At 45.9% G+C, this 21,370-nt stretch carries 18 protein-coding genes; 3 read left to right on the top strand and 15 right to left on the bottom strand.

The genetic code is table 11. The features are described 5' to 3' along the window. Positions 1-28 precede the first annotated feature (28 nt). The 11 genes from lpxD to rpsB all read right to left on the bottom strand — a co-directional run bounded on the left by lpxD (position 29) and on the right by rpsB (position 11,609). Positions 29-1,054, bottom strand: a complete 1,026-nt coding sequence (gene lpxD / locus KO533_RS07675) for a UDP-3-O-(3-hydroxymyristoyl)glucosamine N-acyltransferase (RefSeq protein ID WP_219253544.1) — start codon at positions 1,052-1,054, stop codon at positions 29-31. A gap of 3 nt (positions 1,055-1,057) precedes the next feature. After that, positions 1,058-1,555, bottom strand: a complete 498-nt coding sequence (locus KO533_RS07680) for an OmpH family outer membrane protein (protein ID WP_028760600.1) — start codon at positions 1,553-1,555, stop codon at positions 1,058-1,060. Positions 1,556-1,619: 64 nt separating this feature from the next. Then, complete coding sequence (gene bamA, locus KO533_RS07685; protein WP_028760601.1) at positions 1,620-4,100, bottom strand: outer membrane protein assembly factor BamA; 2,481 nt, start codon at positions 4,098-4,100, stop codon at positions 1,620-1,622. Between the two features lie 31 nt (positions 4,101-4,131). Continuing rightward, positions 4,132-5,502 carry a sigma E protease regulator RseP gene (gene rseP / locus KO533_RS07690; RefSeq protein ID WP_028760602.1) on the bottom strand — a complete coding sequence of 457 codons (1,371 nt, stop codon included), beginning with the start codon at positions 5,500-5,502 and terminating at the stop codon, positions 4,132-4,134. A gap of 33 nt (positions 5,503-5,535) precedes the next feature. Next, positions 5,536-6,732 carry a 1-deoxy-D-xylulose-5-phosphate reductoisomerase gene (gene ispC, locus KO533_RS07695; protein ID WP_219253546.1) on the bottom strand — a complete coding sequence of 399 codons (1,197 nt, stop codon included), beginning with the start codon at positions 6,730-6,732 and terminating at the stop codon, positions 5,536-5,538. A gap of 4 nt (positions 6,733-6,736) precedes the next feature. Then, positions 6,737-7,594: a phosphatidate cytidylyltransferase gene (locus KO533_RS07700; protein WP_105249720.1), complete on the bottom strand. Its 858-nt coding sequence runs from the start codon at positions 7,592-7,594 to the stop codon at positions 6,737-6,739. Between the two features lie 20 nt (positions 7,595-7,614). Next, positions 7,615-8,442, bottom strand: coding sequence for an isoprenyl transferase (locus KO533_RS07705; RefSeq protein WP_028760605.1), 828 nt, complete (start codon positions 8,440-8,442; stop codon positions 7,615-7,617). Between the two features lie 81 nt (positions 8,443-8,523). Beyond that, positions 8,524-9,081, bottom strand: coding sequence for a ribosome recycling factor (gene frr, locus KO533_RS07710; RefSeq protein WP_012088724.1), 558 nt, complete (start codon positions 9,079-9,081; stop codon positions 8,524-8,526). A gap of 21 nt (positions 9,082-9,102) precedes the next feature. Then, positions 9,103-9,840, bottom strand: coding sequence for a UMP kinase (gene pyrH / locus KO533_RS07715; protein ID WP_006080981.1), 738 nt, complete (start codon positions 9,838-9,840; stop codon positions 9,103-9,105). Between the two features lie 68 nt (positions 9,841-9,908). Further along, the gene (gene tsf / locus KO533_RS07720; RefSeq protein ID WP_028760606.1) at positions 9,909-10,760 is read right to left on the bottom strand and encodes a translation elongation factor Ts; all 852 of its coding nucleotides are present in this window, start codon (positions 10,758-10,760) and stop codon (positions 9,909-9,911) included. A gap of 120 nt (positions 10,761-10,880) precedes the next feature. Continuing rightward, positions 10,881-11,609: a 30S ribosomal protein S2 gene (gene rpsB / locus KO533_RS07725; RefSeq protein ID WP_028760607.1), complete on the bottom strand. Its 729-nt coding sequence runs from the start codon at positions 11,607-11,609 to the stop codon at positions 10,881-10,883. 283 nt (positions 11,610-11,892) lie between these two features. On the opposite strand from rpsB, the gene map reads away from it, so the two are divergent. From map to dapD, 3 genes are read left to right on the top strand one after another with little or no spacing between them, the layout of a single operon-like run. Then, positions 11,893-12,723 (top strand): type I methionyl aminopeptidase, encoded by an 831-nt coding sequence (gene map, locus KO533_RS07730; protein ID WP_226058787.1) that lies wholly within the window; start codon positions 11,893-11,895, stop codon positions 12,721-12,723. 33 nt (positions 12,724-12,756) lie between these two features. Further along, on the top strand, positions 12,757-15,342 hold the full coding sequence (gene glnD / locus KO533_RS07735) for a bifunctional uridylyltransferase/uridylyl-removing protein GlnD (RefSeq protein WP_105249721.1): 2,586 nt from the start codon (positions 12,757-12,759) through the stop codon (positions 15,340-15,342). Positions 15,343-15,363: 21 nt separating this feature from the next. Further along, a complete protein-coding gene (gene dapD / locus KO533_RS07740) occupies positions 15,364-16,188 on the top strand; it encodes a 2,3,4,5-tetrahydropyridine-2,6-dicarboxylate N-succinyltransferase (protein ID WP_219253548.1) in 825 nt (274 codons plus the stop codon). 133 nt (positions 16,189-16,321) lie between these two features. Here dapD and KO533_RS07745 read toward each other — a convergent pair whose 3' ends face one another. From KO533_RS07745 to KO533_RS07760, 4 genes are all read right to left on the bottom strand, one after another. Beyond that, the gene (locus KO533_RS07745; protein WP_219253549.1) at positions 16,322-18,253 is read right to left on the bottom strand and encodes an HD domain-containing phosphohydrolase; all 1,932 of its coding nucleotides are present in this window, start codon (positions 18,251-18,253) and stop codon (positions 16,322-16,324) included. Between the two features lie 172 nt (positions 18,254-18,425). Next, the gene (gene purU / locus KO533_RS07750; protein WP_105252965.1) at positions 18,426-19,292 is read right to left on the bottom strand and encodes a formyltetrahydrofolate deformylase; all 867 of its coding nucleotides are present in this window, start codon (positions 19,290-19,292) and stop codon (positions 18,426-18,428) included. 165 nt (positions 19,293-19,457) lie between these two features. Beyond that, positions 19,458-20,939: a PTS transporter subunit EIIC gene (locus KO533_RS07755; protein WP_173245852.1), complete on the bottom strand. Its 1,482-nt coding sequence runs from the start codon at positions 20,937-20,939 to the stop codon at positions 19,458-19,460. After that, positions 20,891-21,355 (bottom strand): flavodoxin, encoded by a 465-nt coding sequence (locus KO533_RS07760; protein ID WP_028760613.1) that lies wholly within the window; start codon positions 21,353-21,355, stop codon positions 20,891-20,893. Before KO533_RS07760 ends, KO533_RS07755 begins: the two co-directional genes overlap by 49 nt. Between the last annotated feature and the right edge of the window lie 15 nt (positions 21,356-21,370).

The following is a 21,370-nucleotide window of genomic DNA, read 5'->3' on the forward strand; positions in this document are numbered from 1 at the left end:
CCGAGTTCCTCAAATTGCCTTGGGGCAATTAATCTGGTGTTTTTAAATTTTTTTCCAACGTTTTAACACGCTGGAACAGTTCATCTAACTGACGGAAACGAACTGTATTTTTACGCCAAAGTTTATTGTCCATTGCCACGGTGGCAGAAGAGTATAAACCAGGCTCACGCATATTAGTGGTGATATTGGTAGCACCAGACACATGCACACCATCGGCAATGCTCAAATGACCTGCGATGGCACAGCTACCGCCAATAATACAATATTTACCAATAGTGACACTGCCTGCGACAGTAGTACTGCCTGCAATAGCAGTATTTTCGCCGATTATATCGTTATGGGCAATTTGTACTTGGTTATCAATAATCACACCGTCGTGGATCTCTGTATGGCCTAATGCCCCACGATCTACCGTTGAATTAGCCCCAATCTCAACCCGATCGCCAATACGCACGCCACCTGTCTGCGGAATTTTAATCCACTGACCACGTTCGTTAGCATAACCAAAACCATCTGAGCCTAATACGGCACCCGAATGGATAATACAATCCTGTCCTAAATGCACATCGTGATAGACGGTGACATTAGCCCACAAACGTGTTTTTGAGCCAATAACCACATCTTGTCCCAGCACAACACCGGCACCAATCTGCACATTTTCACCTAAAATGACGTTCGCACCAATCACAGCATTCGCGCCAATAGAGACACCTTCCCCTAAATGGGCTGAAGGATCAATTTGTGCCGAAGGATGGATACCCACCGCCGCTTTGGGTGTAGTGTCCAAATACTGAGCAACACGAGCAAAACCGACATATGGATCTTTTACAATTAACGCAGTACCTTGATAATCCTGCGCATCTTTAGCTGACAATAACACCGCACTCGCTTGAGTTGCCTCAAGCTGAGAGCGGTATTTACTGTTGGCTAAAAAAGAGATCTGACCCGCCTTGGCATTTTCTAAGGTCGCCACACTATTAATAATTAGCGTTTCGTCGCCTTGGATATCACCGTCTAATAACAGGCATAGCTCTTTTAAAGTCACACTATTCATCTATTACTTGCCTTTGCTTAAGGCTTCAACCACTTTGCCACTGATGTCAGCGTTAGGCTTAACATAAATGACAGCACCACGTTGTAATACCAAATCATATTGGTCTTTTTCAGCGATAGTGTTGATGGCTTTTTGCACTTTAACTAACAGTTTATTTTGCTCTTCACCTTGGCGACGACGTAGGTCTTCATCCAATGCTTTGCCTTTTAACTGATATTCAGATTTTAGCGATTCCATTTTACGAACCAGCTCAGTTTTTTGTGCATCGTTCATTAACGCACCATCACGTTGCTGCTTCTCCATCAGAGAACGCATTTCTTCTTGCATTTTTTGGACATCAGCTACGCGATCACCAAACTCTTTCTTCAGAGATTGAGAGATCTGTTCACGTTGTGGGAGCTGTTCAAACACAGCGCCCATATCCACTACGGCAATTTTCTCAGCATGTGCCACTAACGGCGCGCCTAACAAAACTAACGTCATCAGCGCGCAATTTACCATCTTGTTCAAAATAAACTCCTTGTTACCTTGTTATTGTCAGCAAAACTTGCCGAGTGTATGCCTTTTAAAAAGTTTTGCCAATATTGAAAGAGAAGATCTCCGTTTGGTCACCTTCATATTCTTTAAGCGGCCACGCCAAGCTGAACACCATAGGTCCCATAGGTGATAACCATTGCACACTCAAGCCCCAAGAGGCGCGCAGGCGAGCTGGATCACTATAGTCTTGTAACTTAGCAAACTCGTCCGCCGGAAGTGTTTGATATGACTCGTAATCAAACTCAGTATCCCAGACGTTACCCGCATCGACGAAGAAGCTAGTACGAACTGAGTTAGTGTAAGCCTCATCCAGGAATGGGGTTGGTACAATCAACTCCATACTTGCCGTTGCAAGGGCATTACCACCGATAGAGCGGCCAGAACTGACTTGGATACTATTAGGATCGCCAGGCAAGCTACAGCCATCGCCCGATGGATCCGGTGCACACGGCTCACTACCTCGATAGAGATAGAATGAACGTGGACCTACAGAGTTCGACTTAAAGCCACGTAGCGAACTACTACCACCTGAGTAATAGTTTTCCCAGAAAGGTAAAATTTGGTCATTATCATTAAATTGACCATAACCGTTACCATAACCTAATCGACCACGGGCCAAGAGCACAACGCTCTGACTGCGGTTAACAGGGAAATAGTAGTTAGTGTCAAAGTCTGTCTTAAAATACTGTAAATCAGACCCTGGCGAAGTCATTTTGCCGTTCAGACGCTGGGACGAGCCATCTGTTGGGAAAGTGCCACGGTTCAAGGTGCTACGATACCAGCCCAGACTGAGTTCAAAGTTATCGAAACTTAAGTCCGCGTTTGGATCGTCATCACGATAGATGTTATAGAAACGCAGCGCCTGCTCATAAGCTGAGATCTCAGAAATCGTGTTGTGACGATAGCCAATACCACCATTGATACGGTTGTATTCGTTAATCGGGAAACCCGAGTTAAGCGCCACACCATACGAACTGTTTTTATAGCGTTCTAAGTTAGCTTCATTGGCGTCAAACTCACTCCAATAAACGCTCCCGCCTAAACTCACACCGTCTTTTGTCCAGTACGGATCGGTATAGGATAAGTTAACGTTTTTAGAGTACTTGTTGGTGCTCAAGCTAATACCCGCTTGATTACCTGTACCTAAGAAGTTGTTTTGTTGTACACCAAACTGCAAGCTCAGGCCTGATTCAGTACCATAACCGACACCCGCGTTAAATGAGCCCGATGGCTGCTCTTTCACTTTAACCGCAACATCAACTAAGTCATCAGTACCCGGCACTTGAATGGTTTCAGTGTCAACGGTTTCGAAGAAGCCCAAACGGTTAAGACGCGCTTTAGATTGCTCAACTTGCGCTGAGTTTAACCAAGCCCCTTCCATCTGACGCAGCTCACGGCGCATCACTTCATCTTTAGTCACTGTGTTACCAGTGAAGTTAATCGCCCGTACGTAAACACGTTTACCCGGTTTAACATTGATGTTTAAGGTGACTTCTTTAGTCTTATCATCAATTTCAGGGTAGGTTTTCACTTCAGGGTAAGCATAACCGAAGCGGCCTAGATACTTGCTGTACATTTCTTCGGTGAAAGTCACATCACCGCCGTTGTACATATCACCCGCTTTGATTGGCAGAATTGATTTCATCAACTCTTCACGGCCCATCAAATCCCCCGTCAGGTTTACTTCTTTAACTTTATATTTCTCACCTTCATCTACGTTGATGGTGATATATAAACCTTTACGGTCAGGCGTCATAGCCACTTGAGTCGAGGTGACTTCGAAGCGGATATAACCTTTATTGTGATAATAGGTTTTGATGGTCTCGAGATCGGCCTGCAGCTTTTGCTTCTGATAACGGCGTTCGCCGAACAGATCCCACCAAGCTACATAATCTTTAAGTTCCAGCATGCCAATCAACTCAGCATCGGTGAACTCATGATTACCGACCACATTAATTTGGCGGATTTCGGCCGCTAAACCTTCGGTAAACTTAAATTTCAGCTCAACCCGATTACGGGGTAAGTTAATCACTTGGGCTTCCACTTTCGCGCCGTATTTACCCACGCCGTAGTAGAAATCCTGCAAACCCTTTTCAATACCGGTCAACATAGTGCGATCGAGCGACTCACCGACTTTAACGCCAGAACCGTCCAGACTTTCCTGTAACTGTTCGTCTTTAATGTCTTTGTTGCCATCGAATGTCACGGCACTAATAGTTGGACGTTCAGTGACTTTCACCACTAATACGCCGCCATCTCGGCTCACGGAGACATTTTCAAAGTTAGTCGATGCATACAAGCTTTTAATCGCTTGCTGGATTCTTAACTGATCAACAGTGTCACCTACTTTTACTGGTAAGCTTAACAAGGCAGCACCGAGTGCAACTCGTTGCAAACCTTCAACTTGGATGTCGGTCACTTCAAACGGTTGGAAAGTATCTGCCAACACAGTCCCTGAAAACGACGCACCGACGAATAACATCGAGGCAAAAAGTTTATTCAATCTCATAGAGCACTTCTAATTATTAGTCTGTCCTTGCTCAGAGTCGGGCAAAATCATTGAAAAGCGCAACGCTCATCAACATCAGCAGTATTGCTGCCCCAAATCTGAATCCTATTTCCTGCACCTTTTCAGGTACAGGTTTACCAGTTATTACTTCAATAAAGTAATACAGCAGGTGTCCCCCATCGAGCACAGGTAAAGGCAGCAAGTTAATGATGCCTAAATTGACGCTGATGAGCGCGAGGAACCCGAGAAAATAGACCAAGCCATAGTTTGCACTACTGCCCGCACCCTGTGCGATCGAAATGGGTCCACTCAGGTTTTTCACCGACACATCGCCGGTAAATAATTTGCCAATCATCTTAAAGCTCACAGCAACAAGTTGCCATGTTTTATCCGCTGCTATGCCGAAAGAATCGATTGGTCCATATTCAAGTTGTAAACGCATATTGTCTGGCCATTGTGCTTGGGTTGGGCTCACCCCGAGCATACCTATCTCTTGGCCATCAGCATTTTTACTGCTTAAGGGTGTCACTGCCACATTAAACTGTTCGCCATTGCGACGCACAGTTAAACTCACAGGCACATTGGCAGAATGTTGAATAATGTCAACAAAAGCCTGCCAATCGGTATAATTTTTACCATTTATTGCGACTAAGGTGTCACCGACTTTTAGCTCACTATTCGCAGCGGCACTGTCAGGACTAATTGCAGCAATGGTGGGGACGATTTCGGGACGATAAATCCCTAACCCTAATGCCGTAATCGGGGATTCTTTTTCAGGATCAAAACGCCAATTACGCGTATCTAAGGTGTAAGACCGCGCACTAGAATCCAAACCTTGCAAACCATTCAATGGCGTTAGCGATACACTCAGACTTTCATCACCTATGTGGCCGACTAAAGCTAAATTCACTTCTTCCCAGTTACGCACAGCCTGACCGGAAATGGCCGTTATTTGCATTGGCTCTGTGATTTGAATTTGCGCAGCAGCAGTCCCAGGGGTCGTCGAGGTGATCACAGGCTTAAGTGATGGCACACCAATCAAATACATAAAATACAGGGCAACGATGGCAAAAATAAAGTTAGCAATTGGACCTGCGGCCACAATCGCAATACGTTGCCATACGGTTTTACGATTGAACGCTTGATCTTTTAATTCATCGGGAACGTCTTCAACACGCTCATCGAGCATTTTGACATAGCCGCCAAGGGGGATCATAGCTAACACATATTCAGTGCCGTCTTTACCAACACGGCGCCAAATAGCCTTACCAAAACCAATGGAGAAACGTTCGACTTTCACGCCACAACGTCGCGCGATATAGAAATGGCCGTATTCGTGGGCAGTAATTAACAGACCCAGTGCAACGATGAAAGAACCTAAGTTCCATAAAAAATCTAACATCCCACTCCTTACGTTATAAATTTAATCACTCAGCTATTGGTAAGCGATGCTCGCTAATGTCTCACGCGCATAGACGCGGGTTTGCGCATCTAAGGCTAAAATATCTTCTATGCTGCCCATAGGACGTTTAGGCACAGTGGCTAAACAAGCCTCATTCACTTTTGCAATTTGCGTAAAACCAATTTGCCCCTGCAAGAATGCTTCAACAGCGACCTCATTGGCAGCATTTAATACGGTTGTTGCCTCTTGGCCTTGGGCACACGCCTCCATAGCCAAAGCCAAACAGGGGAAACGTTCAAAATCAGGTTCATAAAAGCTTAACTGTCCGACTTTGAAAAAATCTAAAGGTTCAACGCCCGAATGAATTCTTTGCGGATAAGCCATGCAATGGGCAATCGGTGTGCGCATATCTGGGTTACCCATTTGGGCGATAACCGAACCATCACGGTACTGCACCATAGAGTGGATCACGCTTTGCGGATGAATAACCACTTTAAGTTGCTCAGCCTGAGTATTAAACAACCACCGCGCCTCAATGAACTCTAACCCCTTATTCATCATAGTGGCGGAGTCAACAGAGATTTTAGGTCCCATGGACCAATTAGGGTGTTTACAGGCTTGGGCAGGCGTCATGGCCGCAAGTGTCGCAAGTTCCGACCGCAGGAAAGGTCCGCCAGAACCGGTTAACAAAATATGGGATATACCCGACGCAGCTAAATCGCAACGGCCGAGGTTAGCCTGTACTTCTAGGGGTAAACATTGAAAGATAGCATTATGCTCACTGTCCACGGGCAAGAGCACAGCACCAGAGCGCTTAGTCGCCTCAATAAACAACTCACCCGACATGACTAAAGCTTCTTTATTGGCCAGTAATACTCGCTTTCCCGCCTTCACGGCTTCAAGGGTTGGTACTAGCCCTGCCGCCCCGACAATCGCTGCCATTACAGTATCCACTTCGGCAGCCGTCACTAAACCGAGTAAATCGTTCATGCCAGTAGTGACTTGGATATTGAGCGCAGCGGGTAAAACGGCGCGTAACTGTTTCGCAGCCTCTTCATCCACCATATGCGCGACTTTCGGTTTATGGGCTACACACAAAGCCAGCATCTTATCAACGCTCGCATTGGCCACCAATCCATAGATACTATAAGCCAATGGATTAGCCGAAATCACGCTTAAGGTACTAGCACCAATTGAACCGGTAGCACCCAAAATCACCATATTTTGCATAGCGTTACATCCAGAATGCAATGTAGATCAGGGTAAACACCGGCAAGGCTGCAGTCAGGCTGTCGATGCGGTCGAGCACGCCGCCGTGACCTGGCAAAATAGTGCCAGAATCTTTAATACAGGCCGCACGCTTAAACATACTCTCAGATAAATCGCCCAGCGCTGACACTAAAGCAACAAATAAGGTCACTGCCACAACTAAACCCAGTTCTTGCTCTGGCGAATAATACATAACACCTGCAACCACGAGCATAGTCGTCACTAAACCACCAACTAAGCCTTCCAAGGTTTTAGCAGGGCTCACTGCAGGCATCAGTTTCGTTTTACCTATCGCTTTACCGACGAAGTAAGCACCAGAATCCGCGGCCCACACAATCAACATCACTAACAGTACTAATACTGGGCCGTAATAGGGTGAAGTTTGTGAGCTAATGGATTTGAGCGCGATAAGAGCAACAAAGCAAGGCACTAAGGTTAACTGTCCAAACATGGACTTAAACATAGGGTTCTTTTGCCAGAACTTAGCGCTTTTAGGATAAGTTACCACTAATAATAATGATGCTAACCACCAGAATGCGCCAATATAGAGAATGGCCAAATAGATAGGATGTAACTGATGGCTTAACCAAACTGCATCAATTGGCACAATCAGATTAATTGCCACCAATAAGATACCGACTGTGAAGGTAAAGCTCCACTGGGTGACATCACACTGATTATCGATAATTCTTCCCCATTCCTTTGCCGCAATAAGGAAGACGGCAACTAAGGCCCAGGCGAAGTAGCTGGCAGGGAGCAAAAATATCGCCCCCAAAACTAATGGAACTAACCAAGTTGCTGTTATTATTCGTTGTTTTAGCAAAAAAAATCCCTCATGAGGTTTTACAATGCACGCATCTCATCAATCTGACTTCCAGTCAGACCAAAACGGCGCTGGCGACTTGCAAAAATGGCTATCGCTTCATGAAAAGCCTGTTCATCGAAATCAGGCCAAAGGGTGTCGGTAAACACCAATTCTGCATAGGCCGCCTGCCACAGCACAAAATTGCTGATGCGACAGTCCCCGCCCGTGCGGATCATTAAATCAACTTCACTCTGATTTTGCATGCACAAATGTGCACTTAAGGCTTCTTCGGTGAACTGACTGCTGGTCATTTCGCCAGTTTCGACCTTTTCCGCTAATTTTTGTGCTGCTTGAAGTATGTCCCAACGGCCACCATAGTTAGCCGCAACATTCAGAACCAAGCCAGTATTGCGAGATGTCTTCTCTTGAGCAGCAGCAATTTGCTTCTGTAATCGCGCCGAAAAGCGGCTGATATCGCCAATAATGTTGAGCTTAACCTGATTCTTATCCAGCAATTTAATTTCGCGCTGTAATACGGTAAAAAACAACTCCATCAGCAAGCTGACTTCTTTATCGGGTCTACGCCAATTCTCGCTAGAAAATGCAAATAAGGTTAGCGATTCAATGCCTAATTGGCTTGCCGTGCTTACGGCTCTTCTAACGGCCTTAACACCAGCCTTATGTCCCATCACTCGTGGTTTACCTTGGGTTTGTGCCCAACGCCCATTGCCATCCATGATAATAGCAACATGCTTAGGTAACGACTGTTTCACGAGTTCGGGTAATTGTCCCGGCAAGGTCGTTTGAGTGTATAAATCACTCTCACTCGTCCTAGGGTGCGGATCAAGTTCCACTGTGGATGACATCTAATACAGCCCTTTAAAATAGACAAACGCCGTGTAGTATACCCCTACACGGCGCATCAACTCTAGCTTATCGAACTGAGATTAGACTTCCATCAACTCAATTTCTTTGGCCGCTAAAATCTCATCGACCTTTTTAATGTGAGCATCGGTGAACTTTTGCACTTCTTCTTCACTGCGACGCACATCATCTTCAGTACAAGCTTTAGCTTTTTCAAGCTTTTTCACTTCAGAAATCGCATCACGACGCACGTTACGGATAGCAATACGACCGTTTTCAGCTTCGTTACGCACCACTTTGATGAAGTCTTTACGACGTTCTTCAGTCAACGCGGGTAATGGAATACGTAATGTCGCGCCAGCTGACATAGGGTTCAGACCTAAATCAGAGCTCATAATAGCCTTCTCAACGGCTTGGATAGCACTACGGTCAAACACAGTCACAGACAGAGTGCGTGAATCTTCAACACCCACGTTAGCCACTTGGTTTAGTGGCGTCATAGTGCCGTAGTAAGAGACTTGAATGGAATCCAGCAGGCTTGGGTGGGCACGACCGGTACGCACTTTTGCCATTTGGTTTTTAGTCGCGTCAACGCATTTACCCATACGCTCTTGGGCATCTTTCTTAATGTTCTCAATCACGTTAAATGTCCTTCTTGGTCATTAAATAACTTTTTTCGCTCTGATCAGCGTGCCTTCTTCTTCACCCATGATAACGCGGCGTAGAGCGCCAGGCTTGTTCATGTTGAAGACTAAAATAGGCATGTCGTGATCACGCGCCATAGTAAAGGCGGCTAAGTCCATTACTTTTAATTCTTTTTCCAGAATTTCCGCATAAGTCACTTCATCATACTTAACGGCGTCTGGGTTCTTCATTGGATCTTCGGAGTATACACCGTCGACTTTAGTGCCTTTCAATACGACTTCAGCTTCGATTTCAATGCCGCGTAAACAGGCCGCAGAATCGGTCGTGCAGAAAGGATTACCTGTACCGGCAGCAAAAATAACCACTCGGCCAGATTTTAGCAAGCTGATCGCTTCAGCCCAATTGTAATCATCACACACACCCTTTAACGGGATAGCTGACATCAGACGAGCATTAACATAGGCACGGTGCAGGGCGTCTCGCATTGCCAAGCCGTTCATAACCGTTGCCAGCATACCCATGTGATCGCCCACCACACGGTTCATGCCTGCTTTTGCTAGGCCTTCACCGCGAAACAGATTACCACCACCAATAACCACACCCACCTGAATACCCAGCTCAACCAGCTCTTTCACTTCCTGAGCCATGCGATCTAATACTTTAGGGTCGATGCCGAAGCCTTCGTCGCCCATCAGTGCTTCGCCACTTAATTTAAGAAGAATGCGTCTAAATGCGGGTTTTGGATTGGTGCTCATAATTTTTATCCTGGTCATAACAAGACCGCAGCTATTGCCGCGGTCTTGGGGGTATTTAGCGTTGGCGATTAAGCCTTTTTAGAAGCAGCGATTTGAGCAGCAACTTCAGCCGCGAAATCTTCTTCTTTCTTCTCAATACCTTCACCCACTTCTAAACGAATGAAGTTAGTGACTTTAGCGCCTTTCTCTTTCAGAATTTCGCCAACAGTTTTCTTTGGTTCCATGATGTAAGCTTGACCAGTCAGAGAAATCTCACCGGTGAACTTCTTCATACGACCAAGAACCATCTTCTCAGCGATCTCTGCCGATTTGCCTTCGTTCATTGACATTTCGATTTGCAGAGCTTGTTCTCTTGCAACGATTTCTGCAGGAACATCTTCTGGGTTCACGTATTCAGGCTTAGAAGCAGCAACGTGCATTGCGATGTGCTTTAAGGTTTCTTCGTCAGCTTCACCGGCAACAACAACGCCAATGCGCTCACCGTGACGGTATGAAGATAGGTTTGCACCATCGATGTACTCAACACGACGAATGTTGATGTTTTCACCGATTTTAGTTACCAATGCAACGCGTGCATCTTCGAACTGTGCTTTTAAATCTTCAAGAGTCACTTTAGATGCAGCAGCGGCATCTAATACTGCGTTCGCGAATGCTAAGAAGTTTGAATCTTTAGCAACGAAGTCAGTTTGACAGTTAACTTCTAATAGCGCAGCGAAACCTTCGCCATTCTTGATCAGAATTGTACCGTCAGCAGCGATGTTACCCGCTTTTTTAGCAGCTTTAGCAGCGCCAGACTTACGCATGTTGTCAATTGCTAACTCCATGTCGCCGTTAGCTTCTGTCAGAGCGTTTTTACAATCCATCATGCCTGCGCCAGTACGGTCGCGCAGTTCTTTAACTTGGGCAGCAGTAATTGCCATTGTTAAATCCTCTATAAAAAATCGACTAATTTGCAGATATAAAACAGGGGCCGAATGGCCCCTGTTAACCAATCAAAAATCTTGGTTAATAAGGGTGATGATAATCATCCCGCCTTATTATTATTCGGCTTCTACGAAACCGTCTTGCTCAGCTTGAACAGCCAAATCTTGACCACGGCCAGCTTTTGCAGCAGCAGCAACAGAAGAAGTGTACAGGCGGATAGCACGCATAGCGTCGTCGTTACCAGGAACGATGTAGTTAACACCATCTGGCGCAGAGTTAGTATCAACAACTGCAACAACAGGGATACCCAGGTTGTTAGCTTCTTTAATAGCGATATGCTCATGGTCAGCACCAATGACGAATAATACGTCTGGCAGGCCGCCCATGTTTTTAATACCACCTAAAGATTTTTCCAGCTTTTCAAGCTCACGAGTACGCATCAGCGCTTCTTTCTTGGTCAGCTTGTCGAAAGTACCGTCTACTGATTGGCTTTCCAGTTCTTTCAGACGTTTGATTGACTGACGAACGGTTTTCCAGTTAGTCAGCATACCGCCTAACCAGCGGTGATCAACATAGTACTGGTCACAGGACAGAGCAGCTTCTTTGATCGCTTCGCCAGCAGCACGTTTAGTACCAACGAATAATACTTTACCTTTCTTTGAAGCTACATTGCTGATGAAAGCTAGCGCTTCATTGAACATTGGCACAGTATGCTCAAGGTTGATGATGTGAACACCGTTGCGAGCACCGAAAATGAATGGCTTCATTTTTGGGTTCCAGTAACGGGTTTGGTGGCCGAAGTGGACACCGGCCTGAAGCATATCGCGCATTGAAACTGTAGTCATTTCTATTACCTTAAAATTTAGGGGGTTAGACCTCCACGTATCCCATGTCTTCGACCCCTTATATAACAACTGAGGGCACCCCGAAGAATGTGTCGACACGTGTGTGATTTAGTATTTAGACAAATAGCCATGTATAATGGCCGCCATCTTTAGTCTTGCAAGTATCAAAGCAGCGTAAAAGCTGGCTTAGACAATTCATCAAGACTTAAACATAACGGCGCGCTTTATACCATAAATAGCCCTAAAGCACAAATTTTTGCATTAGGTTGCGTGGCCAACAGACATTAAAGACACAAGAGAAAACGCAATGAGTATAGTCATCAAGACCGCTGAAGAAATTGAAAAAATGCGTGCTGCGGGCAAACTAGCCGCACAGGTATTAGAAATGATCGCGCCGCATGTTAAACCGGGCGTGACCACCAATGAGCTCAATGACCTCTGCGCCAAATATACCGAAGAGCAAGGTGCGATTTCGGCGCCGCTTAACTACCATGGTTTTCCCAAATCCATTTGTACTTCTGTAAACCATGTGATTTGCCACGGCATTCCAAACGACAACCCACCATTGAAAGAAGGCGATATCCTCAATATCGACATCACAGTGATTAAAGACGGTTATCACGGCGATACCTCGATGATGTTTTTAATCGGTGAAGTGAGCGCGAAAGACAAACGTCTGTGCCGCATCGCACAAGAAAGCCTGTATTTAGCTATTCGTAAGGTTCGTCCAGGTTTAAAACTGGGTGAAATTGGCAATACTATCGAAAAATTCATCAAAGCAAGTAAAACAGGCCTTGAGAAATATTCCATCGTGCAAGATTATTGTGGCCACGGTATTGGCTCGGGTTTCCATGAGGAACCTCAGGTTATGCATTACCGTAACGGCGATAACACAGTATTACGCCCAGGCATGTGTTTCACCATTGAACCTATGATCAATGCCGGTCGCCACACGACCATACTCGATCGCGATGATAAGTGGACGGTAACGACCTCCGATGGTAAAAATTCAGCCCAGTGGGAACATACCTTACTGGTGACTGAAAAAGGGGTTGAAGTACTTACCCTGCGTGAGGATGAGGATTTCCCACGTATCATCAATCACGAGCGATAGGCCACACTAACAAGCATAAAAACAAGGGACTCGATGAATATAGCTCTGCTCGCTAAACAATCATTAATCGAACAGAATCAGATTCTTTTGGCCAGTTTTAAGGCTAAAACCCCGATTGAAGAGCTCGTCACGCAGCGCTGTCAATTTGTCGATGCCCTTGTCAAGCAAGCTTGGGAACAGCACGGTCTAAGGGAATATGATATTGCCTTGATTGCCGTGGGCGGCTATGGCCGTGGGGAGCTGCATCCCCACTCAGATGTCGATTTACTGTTCCTGTTTAATGATATCTTGTCACCCGCCGCCGAAGCGGCACTCAGTCAGTTTATTGCCTTTCTGTGGGATGCCAATCTGGAAATCGGCCACAGTGTCCGTACGTTAAACGACACGATTATTCTCGGCCGTGAAGACATCACCATAGCCACTAATCTGTTAGAGGCACGATTGCTCGAAGGGCCCGAATTTTTATTCGATCAACTTTATGATGCGATTCGTCAGAGTGACTTTTGGACTTCAAGCGATTTTTTTATCGCAAAACGGGATGAGCAAAATGCCCGTCATGCCAGAGCCAGTGCCTTCGATTTAGAACCCAATATCAAGAGTTGTCCCGGTGGTCTTAGGGATATTCAAACCATTGCTTGGGTAGCCATGCGTCACTTTGGCGCCGCTCGCCTCGAAGAATTAGTCCAATACGACTTTTTAGAGCCTGGTGAACTAGAAGAGCTGCTCGAATGCCAGCACTTTTTGTGGAAGATACGCTTTGCCCTGCACATGGTGGTCGGTCGCGATGAAAATCGCTTACTCTTTGATGTACAACGCCAAGTTGCCGAACTTATGGGGTATGAAGACGCCACCCAGCTTGCTGTTGAGCAAATGATGAAACGTTACTATCGCACGGTACGCCGAGTGATGGAGCTAAACGAAATGTTGCTGCAGCTGTTTAAACGGGCAACACTGGGCCACACAAAAGCTTTAGAAATTCAATCGATAGATAAACACTACCAGCGCCGCGGCACTTTTATTGAAGCGCTAAGCGATGATCTGTTCGATAGCGGCGAAGAAATTGTCCGGCTGTTTTTGTTAGTCGCTAAAAACTCCAACATCAAAGGTATTTACGCACCAACGCTGCGTTCGCTGCGCCGAGCAAGACGCGCCCAACCGCAAGCCTTGCAAGAAAACCCGCTTTGTCGCCAAGCCTTTATGGAAATTCTGCGACACCCTCGCGGCATTGTTGCTTTGTCTTTAATGCATAAACACGGTGTGTTATCGGCCTATTTACCCGCATGGCGAAATATTGAAGGCCAGATGCAGTTCGATCTGTTCCACGCCTATACGGTCGATGAACACACCCACAGATTACTGCTCAATATCGAGCGTTTTTCCCAAGCAGAACAAAAGGAAGAATTTCCCTTAGGCTCGATTCTCATCAACCAACTGCCGAAAAAGGGTTTACTGGTATTAGGCGCTATCTTCCACGATATCGCCAAAGGCCGCGGTGGCGATCACAGTAAACTGGGCTCAAGCGATGCCCTCGCCTTTTGTAAGCTGCACGGGTTAAACGATCACGATGGCCGTCTAGTCGCTTGGCTGGTTGAAAATCATCTGGTGATGTCTGTCACCGCCCAGCGCCGCGATATTTCCGATCCCGATGTGGTGGCCGACTTTGCCAATAAAGTCCGCGATGCCGTGCATTTAAGTTATCTGTACTGCTTAACCGTCGCCGATATCTGCGCCACCAACGAAAAAACCTGGAACAACTGGAAAGGCTCACTGCTGCGCGATTTGTACTTTTCGACCCAAAGAGTGCTAGCCCGCGGTAAAGAAAAACCCGTCGATATTCGTGCCAGAGTGCGTGAATACCAAGCCAAGGCAAAAAAAGAGCTGCTGCGCCGCGGATTGAAAGAGAAAGATCTCGATGCCCTGTGGCAACGTTTTAAGGCAGATTACTTTTTACGCCATCAGCCCAATCAAGTCGCGTGGCACGCCGAAGCAATTTTAAAGCACAAACAACAGGATGAGCCTTTAGTCTTAGTGTCAAAACACACCACCCGTGGTGGTACTGAGCTATTTGTCTATTGCCAAGACAGACCTAAATTGTTCGCAACTGTGATGGCGGTACTCGACAATAAAAATATCAACGTCCATGATGCCAACATCATGACGTCAAAAGATAATTATGCCCTCGATACCTTTGTGATCTTAGAGCAAGATGGTGAGCCTGTTAGCCAGCTGTCACGCATCCAAAGTATCCGTAAGGCGCTTGAGAAAGCCCTGTCGAGCGACAGTCCAAAACTGCCGCGCTTTAGAAAACTATCGCGCAAGATGAAACCTTTTAATGTGCCGACACAAGTGAGTTTCCTCGAAAGCAGTCGTCATGGTACAAGTATGATGGAGCTTATCGCCTTAGATTCACCAGGATTACTGGCAAAAGTCGGGGATATCTTTTACCGTTGCAACACAACATTACTCGCGGCCAAAATCACCACCATTGGTGAGCGAGCCGAAGACTTTTTTATGCTGCAGACCAATGACGGCTTGCAACTTAACGAAACCCAAGAGAATACTCTCAGGGACGCTTTAATCAGTGCCTTGAGTGCGAAGAATATCGAATCAGTTAATTAACGAGACCAGTGGGAGAAGTAAATGGAGGCTTTACGCCAACGTATTGAGGCGGCTTTTGAAGCGCGCGCCGACATCACACCAAGCACAGTTGACGCCAGTGTGCGCAGCGATGTGCAAAATGTCATCAATATGCTCGACAAAGGTGAAGTCCGTGTCGCCGAGAAAATCGACGGACAATGGCATGTGCACCAATGGCTGAAAAAGGCGGTATTACTGTCCTTCCGTATTTTCGATAACGTGGTTATCGATGGCGCCGAAACCAAATACTTCGACAAAGTGCCGTTAAAATTTGCCGAATATGATGAAGCCCGCTTTAAAGCGGAAGCCATTCGTGTAGTGCCTTCGGCGACAGTACGTAAAGGCTCATTTATCGGTAAAAATACCGTATTGATGCCATCCTATGTGAACTTAGGTGCCTATGTTGATGAAGGCACTATGGTTGACACTTGGGCAACGGTTGGCTCATGTGCACAAATCGGTAAAAACGTGCATTTATCTGGCGGCGTAGGTATTGGTGGCGTACTTGAGCCATTGCAAGCGGGCCCAACCATCATCGAAGATAACTGCTTTATCGGTGCACGTTCTGAGATTGTTGAAGGCGTCGTGGTTGAAGAAGGCTCAGTGATTTCCATGGGTGTGTATATCGGCCAAAGTACTCGAATTTATGATCGCGAAACCGGCGAAGTGCATTACGGTCGTGTACCAGCAGGCTCTGTTGTTGTTTCTGGCAACTTACCATCAGCCTGTGGCAAGTACAGCCTCTATGCCGCTATTATCGTTAAGAAAGTCGATGCAAAAACCCGTAGTAAAGTGGGTATCAACGAATTACTGCGTATTGTTGATTAACAGTCACAGCATTTGTTCGATAACATGAGTTCCATAAAAAGATGCCTAAGGGCATCTTTTTTATTATCAGAACTATTTAACCTACGATTAAGCGATTACTGCCCAGCTTTATAATAACTATCTAATAAAGCAATTAAATCAAACGCTCTACTTCACGAAATGCATTTCTCATCATGGCAATAGCCCGCCAGCCGATAATCCCCAATGGCTGCTGCGCTTTGTTCACCACCACAAGATATTCTGAATCCAAAAGATTCAACTGCAGTAATGCATCTTCCGATGTGGCCACCTCACTGATAATAGGCACTGAATGCTCCATGATCTGATGGGCTTTTTTATGTAAAGATGCCCTATCCTGTTCACGTTCAGCCGCAGTGCCAAGTAATGGGCTAAACCAATGTTCCAGTAAGCGGCTGGTGATCACCCCAAGTATCTTATGTTGCTCATCCAATACCACGGCCACCTTAGCATGGGCAGTCGTAAGTAAACGTTTAATATCAACTAACTCATGGTCGAGTGAAATCGTGACTAAAGGTTCAAGCGGCGCAGCACCAATATGATCGCTAATACTCAACTCTCGATTAATCAAAATCGCTAAACAAGTTTCGACTATCTCAGGGTCAAAAAGTGTCCCTTTACCTGCACGCAGCACTTCAGTCATTTTCTCCAGCCCTAACGATGGGCGATAAGGCCTGTGGGACAATATCGAATCGGCAACATCGGCGACAGCAATAATTTTCGCCTCATATAAAATCGCCTTATCCTTTAAGCCCGCGGGATAACCTGAGCCATCGAGCCGCTCATGATGCTGTAAAATCATCTCTTTAATGGGCCAAGGAAACTCCACATCTTCAATAATTTCAGCACCATGGAGCGGATGGGTCTGTATTAATGCGTATTCTTCTTTTGAAAGTTTTGACGGTTTTGTCAAAATCTGTGATGGAATCGCTAACTTACCAATATCATGAACTAAGGCACCAATCTTCAGCCCTTCTAAACGCAGCGGGTCTAAACCTAATTTCTCACCAATCAAATAACTTAATTGCGCCACCGACTTTTGATGCCCTGCGGTATAGGCATCTTTCAGTTCTAATGCCTCAGAAATAGCACTAATAAGCTGGGTTAACGATTGAGATAATTGCTCTTTTTGCGCTTTAATGATTTTGGACTGGCGGGATACCGCGCGCAATGTGCGTGGTAGTTCAATGCTGTGCCATAAAATGCTGGCAAAAGTCAGTAATGATCTCGCATCATTACGACTATAAGGTTCGTTACGGTCGACCACGCACAGCATGCCCACTAAGCGACTGCGAAATAAAATCGGCACCGCCAAGTAACGCCCAGCAAGTAGCAGTTTATCTAAGGGCAAATCCCCTAAGCGCCTTTGGGAGTCGGTTTGATTTTGGATGATCGGCTTATAATCTCGCACACATTCGAGCCATACGCGGCTTTCAAGTTCTGACACTTGGGTATTATCTTCAACAAAATCGGCTTGATTAGCCTCTGCATGGGGATACTCAGAACGCGCGGCGAGTGTGAGTGTTTTTAACTTTTCGTTATGCAACAGAATAAAGCCATATCGACTGCCAGTGAGCGACATCGCCTTAGAAACTGCAACTTTAAATACTTCTTCTTGGGAGGATTTAATCACATCTTCTATGTGTTGCAACCAAGCATCGCTGGCTTGAATCGCTCGACGATAATCCGAGTGCAACTCCTTCATCTGCGGATCTTCAAAATTGATGTCGGATAGAATCAAGTACCATCCCATTTCAGGCAAAGAATGCAGCGCGAGATGCACACGTATGCCGCGATGATCTTGTAATTGAAAACCGATTTCTTGGCCGCGTCGCCTCACTATATCGGCGCATAGTTCAGCATTAAAAGCACTAAACAATTGGCTAATGGGTTGATTAATGATTTGCGCCGCAGAGCGTTTGCACCTGCTGTAAAAGGCTTGGCTCATCCGTAGCACACAAAACTGCTCATCTAGCTGTGCCCAAGATAAATTCAAACTATCGGGCAAGTCTTTCATTCCAACGATAAGGCTTTGACGAGTTGACATCCAGCACTCCGACCTGTAATTCGAGCATGGGTAATACACTATACCGCTATGTTCACCCCAATGTGAGCACTATAAAATCTCCAATAAACATAATGATAGCTGATTTCATGACAGACGCGGGTTAAAATAAACGCCGCTGAATGTCATGCCATTGCCACGACTCACCTACATCTTAGAAAACGATCGTTTTATTGCCGTACACGACCACTTGTTCGTTGAGCACTAATTGCAGCGCTTTACTCAATACACTCTTTTCAACATCGCGCCCAGCACGTGCCATTTCTAAGGCGCTATAACTGTGGTCGACGGGAATCACGTCTTGTTTAATGATCGGCCCTTCATCGAGGCAATTATTCACAAAATGCGCCGTCGCACCGATAATTTTCACCCCGCGCTCCCAGGCTTGGCGATAGGGTGCGGCGCCGATAAAAGCAGGTAAAAAAGAATGATGAATGTTGATGATACGATTAGGATATTGCGCCACAAAATCTGGAGTTAGCACCCGCATATACTTAGCCAACACCAGATAATCTGGCTCATATTGTGATACTGCGGCCAACAGTGCTTGCTCGTGTTGAATTCGGTCTAAGCCTTCGTGACTCACCAGATGAAAAGGGATGTTAAACTTCTCTGCCAATTCACGTAGTGCATCATGGTTACCCACCACAGCGGCAATCTCGACACTTAAACCACCATAATAGGCTTTCATTAACAAATCGCCTAAACAGTGCGCTTCCTTTGTAACTAACACCACAATGCGTTTTTTACCCGCGCTAACTAACGTCATATGATTTTGCGTAGGCAGTACGTCACGCAGATCTTGCAATAACTGTTCGCTGTTAAAAATGCCCTCTAACTCAGTTCGCATAAAGAAACGCCCTTGGGCATTATCCACAAACTCACTGTTTTTGATGATATTCAGTTTATGAGTAAAACAAACACTGGTGATTTTAGCGATGAGGCCTTGGGCATCAGCGCAATCCGTCAGTAAGATTTTACGTTCTATGGATGGCGAAGTATTACCGCGAGTTTCAGTCATTTGTTGCAAAGTTGGCTCTCCTATATAGTCCCTACATCGAGTTTGCCATAGCAAATCATGCTGAACAGTATGAAAACCCTATAATGCGAAAATAAAAATGATATTTCAGAGGCTTGAATCAATAAAATGTAAAAATTAAGCAGTTAATTTTGTAAAAACACAATCCTAGCGCCGAGTATCTAAGTAACGCTGCAATACTTTACGTAAGGTTTCGGCCTTAGTCCCGTAAACCACCTGCACACCTTTGCCCATAACGATCACGCCCTTAGCGCCCAACTGACTCAAACGCACCTTATTGACTAACTCGGGCTTGTGTACGCTCAAGCGTAACCGTGTCAAACAAGCATTAAGTTCAACGATATTTTCACGCCCGCCGAGCGCCGCAATAATCGCCCGTAAACTTTCTTTGGGTCCTTTACTGTCGTTATGCTCAAGCCTACCGGGAGTTTTCAAATTAAAGGCTAAAATACTCAGTCTAAACAACAGGTAATATATTATGGCGGTTAAAGGCCCAAGGAAAATAAACCAGCTGGCATTACGGGACAATGGAAATAGCAGCGTAAAGTCCACCAGCCCTTGGGAGAATACTATGCTGTGGTGAATATCCAGCATAATACAAACAAAATAAGCAAGCCCAGTGAGTAAGGCGTGAATAATAAATAGAATCGGCGCCACAAACATAAAAGCAAATTCGATAGGTTCTGTCACCCCAGTTAACCAACTGGCCGCCCCCGCCGAGAGCATAATACCCGCCACGCGATTCCGCTCTGAGGGATCTGCACAGCGCCACATTGCCAGTGCAGCCGCCGGTAATCCCCACATTTTAATCAGATAACCACCGGCAAGGTTTCCCGCCTGCGGATCGCCCGCTAAATAGCGCGCCACCTCACCACGAACGACTTCATGCCCCAATAACTGATATTGACCCACCTCTAAGTAAAAAGGCGCATTCCAAATATGATGTAAGCCAAGGGGAATAAGTAACCGCTCTAATGCGCCATAAACGCCAAAGGCGATGGCCGGTTTTTGATAAACCGCCCAGTCAGATACGCGCTCAATCAATAAAGCTAAGGGTGGCCACACATGGGCGAGTACATAACCTAGGCTCATCGCTAGGGGAATAATAAGTAAAGATGCACTGCGACGGCCCTCGAAGAAAGAGAAAATCGCAGGCAAGCGAATATATTGACTCCAACGGACTGCGAGGCAAGTGATACCACCGAGCATCATGCCACCTGCAATCCCAGTATCTAAGGTATCCATTCCTAATAAAGGTTGGGTTGGAAGTCGATACAAATCGGCCAGTGCGGCTAACGTCGCCGTCATCACCCCATAACCAAACACTGCCGAAAAGGCGGCAATGCCTTGATCGCGACAAAAACCAATAGCGACAGCCACGGCAAATAACATCGGCATAATGGCGAAAATGAGTTTGCCCACCGCCAGCATCAGCACTGTCAGCTCTTCGGGCATAAAAGGAATTGGACTAACGGTTAAGCCGAGCATAACCCCAGCGGCGGGTAAAATGGCAATAGGAATAAGCAGCGCTTGGCTTAAGCGCTGGGCAAATTTAAACCACTGTAGATTGACGAAACTACCTAAGCGACGAGCTCGGTTTTGACGACTTGATTCCAGCGTTTTAGCCATTTTATCGCTTCAACCTCAGGTTCCATGGTTTCACAGGCATCAATTTCAAGTAATTCCACCAACGGCTTAGCGCCAAGTTCACTCAAGAGTGCATTTACAGACTTACCTGCACCGCAGAAAGTCTCATAACTTGAATCACCTAGAGCTATCACACTGTATCTAAGCTCAGGTAAATAGGGTGCTAGATGTTTAAGATTATGGTACCAAGACTGAATATCATCGGGTAAGTCCCCTTGTCCGGTCGTCGAAGTCACCACCACTAACAATTCATCCTGAGGAGGAATAAAGCTTACTACCTCATTAGGTTGCCACAATGTGACATCATAACCTAAAACTTGCATTTCTTTCTCTAGGGTTTCAGCGGCAAATTGTGCACTACCATATACAGTGCCAAACACCAGATTCACCTTTTTCATGATACACTCCACATC

Source organism: Shewanella sp. NKUCC05_KAH, from assembly GCF_019345585.1.
Lineage (GTDB): Bacteria > Pseudomonadota > Gammaproteobacteria > Enterobacterales > Shewanellaceae > Shewanella > Shewanella oncorhynchi.